Source organism: Mycobacterium scrofulaceum, assembly GCF_002086735.1.
Taxonomy (GTDB): Bacteria; Actinomycetota; Actinomycetes; order Mycobacteriales; family Mycobacteriaceae; genus Mycobacterium; species Mycobacterium scrofulaceum.
Map to the genome: position 1 here is coordinate 314,719 of NZ_MVIJ01000001.1, position 13,391 is coordinate 328,109.

Here is a 13,391-nt window from a genome sequence, read left to right on the forward strand (position 1 = left end):
GGAAGCCGCTTGAAAACTAGGGGAGCGCTCCTGCACGACGTCGGCGGGCCGTGGTCCGTCGAGGAGTTCGAGCTCGATCCGCCCCGCGCCGGCGAAGTCCTGGTCGAGATGGCGGCGGCGGGGCTGTGCCACTCCGACGACCACATCCTCATGGGCGACATGTCGGCGCCCAACGACGTGATGCGCTCGCTCGGCCTGCCGACGATGTTCCCGACGATCGGCGGCCACGAGGGCTCCGGCATCGTGCGGCAAGTCGGCGACGGCGTGACGGATTTCGCCCCGGGCGACCATGTGGTGCTCTCGTTCGTCGCGGTGTGTGGACAGTGCCGCTGGTGCGCGACGGGCATGGAATACATCTGTGACGTCGGCGCGTTCACCCTCACCCCGGGGATGCCGACGGACGGCACCTTCCGCCATCACACCGCGGACGGCCGGCCGCTGGGGCACCTGGCCAAGGTGGGCGCCTTCGCAGAGCACACCGTGGTGTCGACGAATTCACTGGTCAAAATCGAGCCGAACATACCGCTGGCTCCGAGCGCGCTGCTGTCATGCGCCATCCCGACCGGCTACGGCTCGGCGGCTAACCGTGCCGGGGTGCGCGGCGGTGACACCGTCGTCGTCGTCGGCGCGGGCGGGATCGGTACGGGCGCGATCCAGGGCGCGCGAATCAGCGGCGCCGCGCAGATCGTCGCGGTGGACCCCGTGGAATTCAAGCAGAAGTCGGCCATGCAGTTCGGCGCGACGCACAGCGCCGCCACGATCGCCGAGGCGCGGGACGTGGTGCGCGACTTGACCTACGGCGTCATGGCCGATGCGGTGGTGGTCTCCCCTTCGCTGATCACCCCTGGTGACGTCCGCGACGCGCTGCAGCTGACGCGCAAGGGCGGGACGTGTGTGCTCACCGGAATGACGTCGCAGCTCACCCGCTCGGTCAAGATCGACCTGCAGGACTTCATCCTGATGAACAAGACGCTGGCCGGAACGATCTTCGGCTCGTGCAACCCGCGGGCGGACATCTCCCGGCTGGCCAGGCTCTATCGAACCGGACAGCTGCAGCTCGACGAGATGATCACCCGGCGCTACAGCCTCGACGAGATCAACGACGCCTACGACGACCTCCGCAACGGCACGATCATCCGGGGCGTCATCGACTTCGGGATCAGCTGAGGCCCGTCCGGCCCATCACCCGTCGCAGTTGGCCGTAGGCGTCGATGGGGCTGTGCAACGCCAGCCCACCGTCGGCGTGCACCACTTGGCCTGTCACCCAAGGCAACTCGAGGACACCCACGATCGCCGCGGCCACGTCGACGGCATCCCCCAGGCCGCCCAGCGCCGTCCGCTCGGACAGCGCCTCCACCCAGCCGGGAAGCTGTTCCGGCTTCGCCAGCATGGGCGTGCGCGTGACGCCCGGCCCGACGGCGTTCACCCTTATGCCGTGCACCCCCCACTCCGCCGCGGCGACCTTCACCAGCATGTCCACCCCCGCCTTCGACACGCAATAGGCGCCCATGTCCCGGTCCGCGAGGGTGCCGCTGATGCTGGACACAGCGACGATCGAGCCGCCCAACCCGGCGTCGACCATGGCTCGCGCCCCGGCGCGGATGGTCAGCCAAGTCCCGGTGAGGTTGACTCCCAACACCCGATTCCATTCCGCGGGCGACTGTTCGAGCAGCAGGCCGGACGCGCCGACTCCGGCGCAAGTGACGACGCGGGCCGGCACGCCGTGCTCACGCACGGTCTGTTCCATGGCGGCCGACACCGCGCCGGGATCGCTGACGTCGCAGGCGATGTCGCCGCCGGAGAGGTCCCACACCACGACGTCGCGGCCCGCGGCGCGCAGCCGCTCGGCAACTTCGCGCCCGATGCCGGAGGCACCGCCGGTCACCAGCGCCGTCATTGCGCCGGTCCGATCAGCTCGACCAGTACCCCATCGGGTGCGGTGATGACGGCCATCGGCACCGTCTTTCCGCCGGGAGCCGGCATGCTGATTCGACGAACACCGTCGGCGAATCCTAATCCGGTGAGCCTCGCGAGCGTTTCGTCGACCTCACGCTGCAGGGAGAGCAGAAAAAAGCCGTGTCGCGGATGCTCAGGCGGCACAACCGCCTCCTCGGCGCCGTCGAAGACGACCAGTTCGACGATGCCGGCATCGGGTGCCTGGGGATCGCCGAGGAATATCGACCGCAACCTGTCGGTCGTGGCGCCAAACAGTTCTGGCCAATCCCCGGTGAAAGTGTGGTCGAACAGTTCGGCGAGTCCGAGGCCCTCGCGCCAGAACAGCTTCGAGCGCTCTACATCGGCGGTACAGATCGCGGCATGGTGAACACCCAACATCGGCTTCCTCTCGATCGCAGAGCCTGTCCACCATCATGCAACCTCGATCGGCGCCGCGGAACATTTGCCTACATCTTGATCGCGGGGATCAGCCTGCTGAGATTCCAGAGCCGGTCTCTTCGCGCGCAGAGGCAGGAGATCACCAGTGCGACAGCCGATATCCCGACCAGCACGCTGATCGCCTGCCATAACCGGGCGTCGATGCCGCCGAGTATGAGCTGCCGGAGTCCGTTGACGCCGTAGGTCATCGGGTCGAAGCGATGCAAGATCTGGAAAGGCCGCGACGTGGTTTCCACGGGATACATGCCGCCCGCGCTGACGAGCTGCAACATGAGCAGGGCCATGATCAGTACCCGGCCCACAGCAGGACCGACAAATGCGTTGATCGCCTGCGTCGCGGCCACGAACGCGCCGGAAATCAGCATCATGAACCCCAGCATCGCCACCGGGTGAACGGCGTGCACACCGAGAGCGAACCGGACCACGCAGTAAAGAATGATGGCTTGAAACACCGCGATCGCGGCGGCAGGCAGGTAGCTGGCGAGCACCACGCGCATCGCGAGCACCTCCGCGGCGATCGCGCGACTCTGCAAGGGCCGCAGCACCATCCATAGCACCAGGGCACCGAAGAACAAGGCGAGCGTGAGGAAGAACGGAGCCATCCCGGTGCCGAAGTTTGGCGCGGCGTTCTCATGTGAAGCCTTGAGTTGTACCGGACCACCAATGGTGTCGGCGACCGCGTCCTTTTGCTGGGTGGTCCAGTTGGGCACCTGCTTGGCCCCGTCGGCGAGTTTGGTCGCCAGCTCAGCCGATCCCGTCTTGAGTTGTCGTGCGCCGTCGTCGAGTTTAGCGATGCCGCCGGCCAATTCCGCATTGCCGGTGGCGACCTGCTGCGCTCCGTCGCGCAACTGGGTGAGCTTGTTCGTCAGCTCCTGGCCCTTGCTGCCGACCTGGTCGAGCGCCGAGCCGAGTGGACTGCCCGGGGTGCGCAACCCCGATGTCAAGGAAATCGCCGCGTTCTGCGCATCGGTGAGCTGCTGGCGGATCTGGGGCGTGAACTGGTGACCCCGGAGCTGATCTTGGATGCCGCGCAGGTTGTTTGCCAGCGGATCCTGTCTTGCGGAGAGCTGGTCGATCACCGATGAAAGCGAGTTAGCGGCGGCATCCTGCGCCGCGGCGATCGCACCGATCTGGTCGTTGGCCTGTGCAAGCGCGGTTGCGCCCTGTTGCAGTTGCTGCGTGCTGCCGCCGATCTGCGACACCGCTTTGGTCACCGCCAGCAGCGGGTCGGTGGCCTGGTTGATTCCGTCCGACAGCTGCTTGGCTCCGGCGGCAAGCGTTGCCGAGCCGGAACGGGCGCTGTCCAGACCGCCCACCAGCTGACCGGCGCCGTCGTCGAGTCGAGCGGCCCCGTCGGCGGCCTGCTTGATGCCCGCCCCCGACGAAACCACCACCGACAGCACCTGATTGACGGCTTGTCCCGAGATCCGGCTGGACACGGCGTTGAGTACTTGTCCGATGGCGGTGCGACCGATGCTGGTCGAGATGTAATTGTTGGCATCGTTGTAGACGGCGATCAGGTTGGCCTTCTTGGGTTGCCCGGTCACCGGTGACGCGATCGCCGCGCTGAAATCCGGTGGCAACTCGACCATGAAGTAGTACTTGCCGTGGTCGACTCCGTGGCGTGCCTCCGGCAGGTCCACGACGTGCCAGTCCAATCCGCCGTCGGCAGTCAGACTCTTGGCGATCTCCGCGCCGGCGTTGAACTGCTGCCCGGACACGACGGCGCCACGGTCGGAGTTGACCAGCGCGACCGGCATCTTGTTGGTGTGGCCGAAGGGATCCCAGAACGCCCACAGGTACAGCGCCCCGTACACCAGGGGCAGCAGCATCAGCACGACGATGGCAACGCGCGTCAATCGGCTGCGGCCGAAACGCCTGATCTCCGAGCCGAAGGCGAGTCCAGCCAGCATCTTCAGTCCTCCCCGGTCGGGATGCGGTGATCGTGTAGTTCGTGGTCGGGCGCGTCCGCGCCGAGCGGGTTGGTCACCCCGACGACGACGGTGCGCTGCGCGGCGATCACACCGAGCCGCTCGGCCGCGATCGCTCTCCGGGAATTGTCACGAACCTGTTCGAGGTCGCCGACCACCAAGATCGGACGATTCGACAGCAGCGCAAGCGTGATGCGCAGCAAGAACAGTTCCAGGTCCGACAATTCGACGATGTAGGTGTCGTGGGACGGTGGGGGTAGTTCGCCGAAGACCTCGGTCAGCTCGGCCGGACCCGATTGCGACGGCACCGACGAATACCACGGCGCCAACCACCGGCGTTGCTCGGCGATCACGGTCCCCACGGTCACCGATTCCTCGAGGTCGTCGATGTCGTCGAAGGCCGCGATCGAGCAGTGCCGGCGGATCGCGCGCGGCGTCGTTTCGCCGAGCACGCTCAGCGAGCCGTGACTGGCCTTGAATCGTCCCGCGAGCGTCAGCAACAGCGTTGTCTGACCCGGACCCCCGGGCATCTGAATGGCGTGAAACCCCGGCGTCAGCGCCAGGTCGACCCCCGAGAACAGCGGCCCGTGCTCACCGTCGACCCCCAACCCGGCGGCGGTGATCACCGGTGCGATGTCGTCCGGTTCGTCTTTGGCATCCATGGTGTGGCTTTCCCTCATCGCCTTCAAACCGGAATCGATTCCAGCAGTGCGGTGATCAGTTGCGCGAGCAGGTCGGGGTTGATGGTTCCCGGACGCAGCACCTCTTCCATCGCGACGCCCAGGTTGAGGGTGACGACGAGCTGGGCGACGTCGGTCAGCCGCCGGTCGCCCGGCACGGTGTCGGTCGATTCGACGATGTGCAGCGCCTGGTCGGCCGCGGCGCGACGGCGCTCGATCAGGCGTTTCCGAAGCTGCGGATCGCGCTGGGCGCGCAGCCAGTACTCGACGAGCAGCACGTAGTAGTCGGAATGGTCGCGGACCGAGTCGAGTACCGACCGGCTCACCTCACGCGCGGCCGCGGCGGTGTCACCGTCGCTGCGGTCCAGTGCGATCGCGATCTGTTCGCCGCGCAGCTCGAACTCGCGGTCGAGCAGGGCCAGGAACAGCTCGTCCTTGGATTCGAAGTTGGAATAGACCGCGCCCTTAGTGAAGCCCGCGGCCTGACCGATCGCGTCGATGGTGGCGCCGGCGAATCCCTCGGCCGCGAACACCTTCGACGCCGCATCCAGGATCCGGTCGCGAACCTCACCCCGGGTGGGGCGGGTGCGAAGCGGTTTGACGGGCGACATGTGCAGCAGCATACCCTCCAGTATCGGTTGGATACCAGCGAGTATTGAAAATCACCCGGGCGGGAGGCGTCAGCAGAGCCTGGCTGCGGTGCGCTCCCACAGTTCGGCGGCCAATCGCGGGTTGTCCGCCAGGCGACTGGTCTTGGCGATCTTGCGCTTGGCGTAGTACGCGCCGGGCGTCCACTCCGAAACGGGCGTGCTCGACGCCAGCCGCACCAACTGGTCGGCGCCCCGGTCCGGGGTCGAGATGAATAGCACCGCCGGGGTGTACCGCTGCATGAACACGAGAAAACGCGAACCCGAGGCAATGCCGATGTTGGAGTTGACGTTGCCCGGATGCACGGTAGCGACGGAAAGGCCGCCGGCATGGTAGCGCCGGTGTAATTCCTTGGTGAACAACATGATTGCGAGCTTCGAGAACGCATAGGCTGCGGCGGGCCGGCGGCTGGCGGTGTTCTCCAGGTCATCGACGGTGGCACGGAAGATCAGCTTGTGCGACGAGCTGGTCGTGTTGACGATCGTGGCGCGGGATTCCAGCAGCACATCCAGCAATTGGGTGGTCAACAGGAACGGCGCCAGGTAGTTCACCTGGTAGGTGCGTTCGTAACCGTCGGGCGTCAGTTCGATCTTGCTGGCCATCCTGCCCGCATTGTTGAGCAAAACGTCGATGCGCGGATATTGCGATCGCATCTTGTCCGCCAGCGCCCGCACCTGGGACAGGTCGGCGTAATCGACGACGAAGTAGTCCGCGGCCAATTCGGCGGCCACCGCGGCGGTCTTGGTTTGGGAGCGGCCCACCACGACGATCTGATCGCCGGTGCGGCTGAGGCGACGGGCCGCAGCCACACCGATGCCGTCGCTGGCACCCGTGATGACAATCGTCCTGCGCGTCATTGCGAGACCTCCACGGGGAGTGTAGCGATCACGCGGTAAGCGGGCCGCTCAACGACGCAAGAGCCATGCGGCGCACGAGTTCACTGGTCGGCCAGGACTCGACCGCAACTCCGCTCACCGCCGCATGACGGGGCCATGACGTCGCCGCAGCCGACCTCGCCGGAGTACCGGGCTAGAACCCCTACTCAGATCAGCGTGTAGCGCACGGGCAAGTGTTTGAGGCCGCCGACGAAGGTGGTGGCCACCAGCTCCGGATCACCGGTCAGTTCGATCGATTCGAGCCTGGGCAGTAGCTCGGTGAAGAAACTGTTGACCTCCATGCGGGCCAGTGCCGCGCCCATGCAGAAGTGCACGCCGTACCCGAAGGCGAGGTGTTTGTTGGGGTCGCGTCCGACGTCGAAGCGGAACGGGTCGGTGAAGACGTCCTCGTCGCGGTTGGCCGAGACGTAGGACAGGAGAAGTGAATCCCCCGCGGCGATGGGCACCCCGCGCACGGTGGTGTCTTCGGTGGCGGTGCGCATGAATTCCTTGACCGGGGTGACCCAGCGGATCATTTCCTCGGTGGCCAGCGGCATCAGGTTGAGGTTGTCGCGCAGGCGCTCGAGTTGGTCGGGGTTTTCGATGAGCGCCTGCAGGCCACCGGAAATGGTCGCACTGGTGGTGTCGTGGCCGGCGGTGGCGACGATGAGGTAGTACGACACGGTGTCGATGTCTGACAGCGGCTCGCCGTCGACGCGGGCGTTGGCGATGGCCGACGCCAGGTCCTCGGTCGGGTGTTCGCGGCGCGAGGCGGTCACCCCGTTGAAGTACTGGAACATGTCGAACAACGCGGGCAGCTGATCCTCGTTGGTGGCGCCCCGCTTGAATTCTGAGTCGTCGCTGCCGAACAATTCCTGGGTCAACTTGAGCATCCGGGGAAAGTCGGCCTCCGGCAGGCCCAGCAACGACATGATCACGAAGAGCGGGTATTTGACCGCCACCTCCTGAACGAAGTCACATTCGGGACTTACCGCCATCATCTTGTCGACATAGATCCTGGCGAGCTGGTCCACGCGAACCTTCAACGCCCGCATTGCCTTTGGCCTGAACCAGTCGGATCCGATCGCGCGCACCACCCGATGCTGCGGGTCGTCGAGGTGGATCAGCGTGCGCACCCCCGCGGCGGCCTGCATCTCGTCGCCTTCGGCCGTGGTCAGCACGGGCCGCGGCCAGTTGGTGAACAACGTGTTCTCCCGTTCGATGTCCAGGATGTCGGCGTACCTGGTGATCGCCCAGAAGGGCCGGTAGTTCGGCACCTCGACCCACGACACCGGTGCGTTGGCGCGCAGGTGGCTGAGCGCCGCATGCAATCGTCGTTCGTCGGTGTAGGCCAAGGGATCGGCCAGCAGGTTGGCGGACTCGTCTACGGTGGTGGTGCTCACTCGCGAAACTCCTTCAGTACGGCCGTGATACAGGACGGTGAGGCGTTCATGAAGATCGGCAGCACCCGGTCCACCGCACCGCGGCAGCGGTTCTTGAGGGCGTCGGCGACGGCGCCCACCGTGCCGACGACCGCGAAGGCGGCGAGCATCTCGTCGTCGATCAGCGCGGCCATGGCGTCCCACTCACCCGCGAGCGACAGGCGGTGCAGTTCGGTCTGCAAGTCACCCCAGCCGTGCAGCTCCAAAACCCTGCGGTACGCCGGCGTCGACCCGTAGAAGGCGATCTGCTTGCGCACGGCGGCCGTGGCGGCCGCCAGTTCGTCCTCGTTCTCTCCGGTGGCGATCATCACCTCGCCGGACACCTCAAACTCGCTGCGGGACCGGCCGGCTCGCTGCATGCCGCGCAGCAGCGCCGGCACGGTGACCTCGTCGAGATAGCGTTTGGACACCATCGGGTGGCCGAGGTGGCCGTCGGCGACCTCCCCGCACAGTTCGGTCATCGCCTCGCCCACCGCCGCGAGAAACACCTTCGGCGCGGAATAGGGCTGCGGCTCCGGGGTAAACATCGGGGTCATGATCTTGTGCGTGTAGAAATCGCCCTCGAAGCGCAGTTTTCCGCCGTCTCTCCACGCGGACCAGATCGCGTGCAGGGCGGCGACGAACTCGCGCATCCGGCGCGCCGGATGGCTCCACGGCATGCTGAACCGTTTTTCGATGTGGGGCTGGATCTGGGTGCCCAGCCCGAGGATGAACCGGCCCCTCGAGAACGCCTGCAGGTCCCAACCAATGTTGGCGACGATCATCGGGTTGCGGGCGAACGCCACGGCGATGTTGGTGCCGATTTCGAGCCGTGACGTGTGCTCGGCGGCCAGCAGCAGCGGCAGGAACGGGTCGTGGCTGGTCTCCGCCGTCCAGCCGCCGTCGTACCCGTCGCGTTCCAGGGCGACAGCCGCATCGGTCACCCGGGCGAGTTGATTCGGGATGCCCCCGTCGATCTTGATGCGGGCGGCGTCGGCCATGCGGGTGACTTTACAGTAAGCAATCCAGTATGTGACCCTGCACGTGGCGATCGCAAGCGCGGCGTAGCCGGGCGAAGCGGGTCGCCACCATCGGACCCGTGGCGATCACAAGCGCGGCGTAGCCGGGCGAAGCGGGTCGCCACCATCGGGCCCCTCGCCAGACGAAACTTCCATGAGGTAGGACAGAGGCATGCCGAAAGCCCAGGACTGGGGAGAAACGCTCGACGATCTCGGGCGGCGCCGTCAGCGCGCGCGGGAAATGGGCGGGCCGGAGCGGCTCGACAAGCACCGCGGCAAGGGCAAGCTCGACGCCCGGGCGCGCATCGAGCGCCTCCTCGACCCGGGCACCTTCCGCGAAATCGGCACGCTGGTCGGCGGCGACGTCGCGGCCGACGGGCTGGTCGTCGGCTCCGGGTTGATCAACGGTTCGCCGGTGATGCTGGGCTCCGAGGACTTCACCACCATGGCCGGCAGCATCGGACCCGGCGGCAACTCCAAGCGCTACCGCATCGCCGAACTCGCGCTGCGCGACAAGGTTCCCCTGGTGATGCTGCTCGAAGGCGCCGGCTTTCGTCCTGGCGGTGGACATTACGGCCGCGCCCCCACCGACCTGCTCGCCCAGGCGCAGTGCTCGGGCCGGGTACCGACCGTCGCCGCCGTGCTCGGCCCCTCGGCCGGACACGGCGCCCTCGTCGCCCCGGTCTGCGATTTCCGGATCATGAGCGCCCAGGGCGCGATCTTCACCGCCGGACCGCCGGTCGTCAAAGAGTCCACCGGAGAAGAGATCTCGAAGGAGGACCTCGGCGGGCCCGGCACCGCCGTGGCGAGCGGCGTTATCCACAACGTCGCCGAAGACGACGAGGCCGTGATCGCCGATATCCGGCGCTACCTGTCGTATTTCCCGCCGAGCGCGTGGTCATACCCGGCGCAGCTGCCGCCCGACGAGGACAGCGAGCCGCGCGCGACGCCCGAATTGCTCGACATCGTCTCGCGCGACAACCGCCGCGTCTACGACATGCGCGCCGTGCTCGACGTGGTCTTCGACCGGCCCGACTGGTTCGAGGTGCAGCCACGGTACGGCAAGGCGGTCATCTGCGCGCTGGCCCATCTCGGTGGCCACCCGGTCGCGGTTGTCGCCAATCAACCCAACGTGCTCGCGGGCTCCATCGACGCCGACGCGGCCGACAAGGCGGCACATTTCATCATGGTGGCCGACTCGTTCCACCTGCCGATCGTGTTCCTTGCCGACAACCCCGGCATGCTGCCCGGCAGCCGGTCCGAGCGCAGCGGCGTGCTGCGCGCCGGTGCGCGGATGTTCGCCGCGCAGACCGCGGCGACGACGGTCAAGTTGCACGTCACGCTGCGCAAGGCATATGGATTCGGCTCCATGGTCATGTCGCTGCTCGGTTTCGATCACCAGAGCGCGACCTTCGCTTACCCGGGCGCGACGATGGGCGCGATGAGCGCGGCAGCGCTGGGCCGGGCGACGCACGCCGGTGAGGACATCACCGCGAAGCTGCGTGACGCCGAGTTGCAGGCCTCCTATCGCTCGGCCGAACATCTGGGATTCGACGAACTCATCGATCCCCGCGAAACCCGCGATGCCTTACTCGGTTCGCTGCTACGCGGACTGTCCAGCCGGCAGGCTCAGGCGGAGCCGGTCAGTCGGACCGTCATCATGCCCTGACCTTCTCCCGACGGCCGCGAACGTGCGTGTCCGCACGCGACACACCGTTTGTGGCCGTACAACTGCCCACGCTCGCGCGCCTCAGCCGCCGGCTCGGTACGCCGTGATCACGGGCTCGAGCTCGTCCGGCGTCGCCCCGTGCATGATCACCGCGTCGGCGCCGTAGTCGAACTCCTTGCGGACGCGATCCGCGCATTGCCGCGCGGACCCGGTGGCCGCCGGCTCCAGCCACTCGTCCGGGATCAACGTGGCGATGTGCTCGATCTGCCCGGCGGTGGCCTTGTGGTCGATGCCGCCGGCGATCGACGTCACCACCGGATCTTCCCGGAAGCGTTGCAGCACAGCCGGATCCCAGTTGTTAGTGCGCACCATCAGGTCGCCGTAGCCCTGCAGGTAGGTGGCCAGGCGGGCGACCGTCTTCTTCAGCCGCAGCTCCTCCGGCAGGTGGTCACCGACGGTCGCGAAGCACGACCACACTCGCACGCTGGCCGGGTCGCGGCCGGCCTTCTCGGCCGCGGACTTGACGGTCGCCACGCAGCGCTGCAGCGTCTCGGGGGTGAAGTAGGTGTGCAGGATGACGTCGTCGAAAACCCGGCCCCCGAGTTCGAGGGTCTTGGGACCGAAAGCCACCAGCGCCAACCGGATGTCCTCGTCGAAGTCGGGGTCCAGGAACAGGATCGGGTATCTTCCCATCGGTCCGTCGTGGTTGAAGATCAGCTCGCCGTGCCACAGGCGGCGCATGACCTGGGCCCAGTCCTCCATCTGCGCGGTGGTGACCGCCGGTATGCCGAACGCCCCGTAGATCGCCGCGATGCCCCGGCCGATCCCCAGCGTGAAGCGCCCGCCGGAGAGCCGGTGCATGGTGGTGGCCCACGACCCGGTGATCAGCGGATGACGGGTGTTGTGATTGGTTGCGGCGGTGGCGATCTGCATCCTGGTCGTCACGGCGCACGCCGCGCCGGTGAGGGACGACGCCTCCTTGACGTTCCAGCGCTCGGAGATGAAGGCGGTGCCCATGCCCAGTTCTTCGCCGCGGCGGGCCTCGTCGACGAGTGCCGCCGGCCCCTCGCCGCCGGCACCGGCCAACAGGTAGTAACCCAATTCGTCAAGGGTGCGATCGTTCAACTCCAAACTCCTTGCTTGTAGCCGCAATTCCAGACCTCGGTGATCTTGCCGTCGACGACGCGGAACACCTCGATGCTGGCGACCTTGGTCTCGGTGCCGTCCTTGGACGTCATCGACGAGTCGTAGACGATCGCGACGTGCTCGTCCCCGGCGGCGATGACGTTCAGGTCGAAGCGCAGCGTGTCGAACATCGCCCAGACGTCTGCGATCCGGCTGACCGCCTGTTCCCTGGTGAGGGTGTGCGCCTCCCCCACCTCGTGGCGGGTCACGGTCTCGGCGACCAACTCCTCGGCCAGCGCCAGGTTCTGCTCGTTCCAGACGACGAGGTTGTAGAGCTCGACCACCTCGCGGGCCGTGCGCGTCGCCGCCATCAGCCGGCCACGCCGCGCAGGAATCGGTCGGTGATTTTCTGCACCCGCCGGGAGAAGACGTGCCCGACATGGCTGCCGTCATACCAGTACAGCTCGCCGCCCCAGCGCTCCTGCAACGCGACCGCGGGCTCGCGCATCGCCATCCGGTCGTGCCAGGCGCCGACGATGAGCCGGCGTTCCGGCGGCGGCGCCGGATCCACCCGCAGCGGATCGATCACCGAGGTCAGCTGCGCCACCTGCGGGGACGACAACAGGTCCCGGAACCCGTCCCGCGACGACCCCCAGCGCCCGAGATGCCGGGCGATCATCGCGTTGAGCCCCAGGATCGGGGTGTACAGCGCGACGGCGTCGACCCGCCTCTCCAGGTGGGAAACCAGTGCGGCCACCGGAGTTCCCATCGAAATCCCTGCCACCACAACCGCGCTGGCCTGCGGCTGCGCCCAACGCACCACCGCGCGGACCTCCGACACGGCGCGCATCATGCCGGCTACGTTGCCCAACGGGTCCATGTCCGGGTAGGCGGGCCATTCCCGGCGCCGGCAACCGTGACCGGGCTGCACGGGCAGCGCGACGTTGAACCCGAGCTGGTGATGGATTCGGCCGATGCGGCTCAGCAACAGGTCTTCGGTGCCGCCCTGACCGGCGCCGTGCACCCAGATAAGCCAGGGCCTCGGACCGTCGTCATGCCGGCACAGGTGCACCACCGCCCGGGCCGGCCCGCCCAGACCCTCGGCTTCCAGCGCTCCGGGCAACGCCGGATCGTGCTCGAACGCCATCCGCTCGTACGCGAGATTGCCGATGCGTCGCCGGCGCACCGAGGTCGCGCGTAGCGGCGCCGGGTCGGCGTGCGCGCGGTCGACGCCCAGAGCCGACAGTTCTTCGGCCGCGGCCGTGCAGCCAGCAAGCGGGCGCATCGCCGCGGGGCCGCTACCGAGCAGCGAAAATCCGCTCAGCACAAGCTCGTCCAGCAGGACCTCACCGAACTGCCGAACACCGCGCGGCGACACCGGCACCCAGCCGGTCGATTGGTTGAGCCCGGCCAACGTGCGGGGCAGCAGCATCCCGAGCTCGCGGGTCGCGTCCCGGGCCAGACCGAATCCTCGCGTCACCTTCGACATGCCTCACCCACGCCGGTGGGAAACCGGTGGATCCGCCGGCCGCGATGTCGCCGTGTCAGTCATTTCACTCCTTGCCGCACGCCGGCGGGACTGCTGAAATCTATACTGTAATGGACTTAGTATCAGACGGTCGGAGGCGG

13 protein-coding genes and 1 pseudogene are annotated in these 13,391 nt (G+C 67.2%); 2 read left to right on the forward strand and 12 right to left on the reverse strand.

The window, feature by feature from the left end:
• The first annotated feature begins 9 nt into the window (after nt 1-9).
• Nucleotides 10-1,167 (forward strand): Zn-dependent alcohol dehydrogenase, encoded by a 1,158-nt coding sequence (locus BST44_RS01290; protein WP_083174509.1) that lies wholly within the window; start codon nt 10-12, stop codon nt 1,165-1,167.
• On the opposite strand, the gene BST44_RS01295 is transcribed toward BST44_RS01290, so the two are convergent.
• The 9 genes and pseudogenes from BST44_RS01295 to BST44_RS31620 form a co-directional block, all read right to left on the reverse strand.
• Complete coding sequence (locus BST44_RS01295) at nt 1,160-1,897, reverse strand: SDR family NAD(P)-dependent oxidoreductase (RefSeq protein ID WP_083174510.1); 738 nt, start codon at nt 1,895-1,897, stop codon at nt 1,160-1,162. The two genes, BST44_RS01290 and BST44_RS01295, sit on opposite strands and share 8 nt — an antisense overlap.
• Nucleotides 1,894-2,334: a VOC family protein gene (locus BST44_RS01300; RefSeq protein WP_083174511.1), complete on the reverse strand. Its 441-nt coding sequence runs from the start codon at nt 2,332-2,334 to the stop codon at nt 1,894-1,896. Before BST44_RS01300 ends, BST44_RS01295 begins: the two co-directional genes overlap by 4 nt.
• A 68-nt stretch (nt 2,335-2,402) precedes the next feature.
• Complete coding sequence (locus BST44_RS01305; protein WP_083174513.1) at nt 2,403-4,307, reverse strand: YhgE/Pip domain-containing protein; 1,905 nt, start codon at nt 4,305-4,307, stop codon at nt 2,403-2,405.
• Between the two features lie 2 nt (nt 4,308-4,309).
• Nucleotides 4,310-4,987, reverse strand: coding sequence for a hypothetical protein (locus BST44_RS01310; RefSeq protein WP_083174515.1), 678 nt, complete (start codon nt 4,985-4,987; stop codon nt 4,310-4,312).
• Between the two features lie 23 nt (nt 4,988-5,010).
• Nucleotides 5,011-5,628 carry a TetR/AcrR family transcriptional regulator gene (locus BST44_RS01315; protein ID WP_083174517.1) on the reverse strand — a complete coding sequence of 206 codons (618 nt, stop codon included), beginning with the start codon at nt 5,626-5,628 and terminating at the stop codon, nt 5,011-5,013.
• Nucleotides 5,629-5,685: 57 nt separating this feature from the next.
• On the reverse strand, nt 5,686-6,510 hold the full coding sequence (locus BST44_RS01320; protein WP_083174519.1) for an SDR family NAD(P)-dependent oxidoreductase: 825 nt from the start codon (nt 6,508-6,510) through the stop codon (nt 5,686-5,688).
• A 185-nt stretch (nt 6,511-6,695) separates the two neighbouring features.
• Nucleotides 6,696-7,931: a cytochrome P450 gene (locus BST44_RS01325; RefSeq protein WP_083174521.1), complete on the reverse strand. Its 1,236-nt coding sequence runs from the start codon at nt 7,929-7,931 to the stop codon at nt 6,696-6,698.
• Nucleotides 7,928-8,950, reverse strand: a complete 1,023-nt coding sequence (locus tag BST44_RS01330; RefSeq protein WP_083174522.1) for an LLM class F420-dependent oxidoreductase — start codon at nt 8,948-8,950, stop codon at nt 7,928-7,930. Before BST44_RS01330 ends, BST44_RS01325 begins: the two co-directional genes overlap by 4 nt.
• A pseudogene (locus tag BST44_RS31620) lies at nt 8,938-9,142 on the reverse strand (hypothetical protein); the annotation flags it as partial. The gene BST44_RS01330 and the pseudogene BST44_RS31620, both read right to left, overlap by 13 nt.
• Between BST44_RS31620 and BST44_RS01335 the strand changes: the two are divergent.
• The gene (locus BST44_RS01335) at nt 9,141-10,637 is read left to right on the forward strand and encodes an acyl-CoA carboxylase subunit beta (RefSeq protein WP_083174524.1); all 1,497 of its coding nucleotides are present in this window, start codon (nt 9,141-9,143) and stop codon (nt 10,635-10,637) included. The pseudogene BST44_RS31620 and the gene BST44_RS01335 sit on opposite strands and share 2 nt — an antisense overlap.
• Nucleotides 10,638-10,718: 81 nt before the next feature.
• Here the strand turns inward: BST44_RS01335 and BST44_RS01340 are convergent, their stop codons facing one another.
• Genes BST44_RS01340 through BST44_RS01350 form a run of 3 tightly spaced genes read right to left on the reverse strand, consistent with a single transcriptional unit; the run spans nt 10,719 to nt 13,251 of the window.
• Entirely contained in the window at nt 10,719-11,762 is a 1,044-nt protein-coding gene (locus BST44_RS01340) for a TIGR03857 family LLM class F420-dependent oxidoreductase (protein WP_083174525.1), read from the reverse strand.
• Complete coding sequence (locus BST44_RS01345) at nt 11,759-12,133, reverse strand: nuclear transport factor 2 family protein (RefSeq protein ID WP_083174527.1); 375 nt, start codon at nt 12,131-12,133, stop codon at nt 11,759-11,761. The genes BST44_RS01340 and BST44_RS01345 overlap by 4 nt, the downstream gene beginning before the upstream one ends.
• Nucleotides 12,133-13,251 carry an alpha/beta hydrolase family protein gene (locus BST44_RS01350; protein WP_083174529.1) on the reverse strand — a complete coding sequence of 373 codons (1,119 nt, stop codon included), beginning with the start codon at nt 13,249-13,251 and terminating at the stop codon, nt 12,133-12,135. The genes BST44_RS01345 and BST44_RS01350 overlap by 1 nt, the downstream gene beginning before the upstream one ends.
• Between the last annotated feature and the right edge of the window lie 140 nt (nt 13,252-13,391).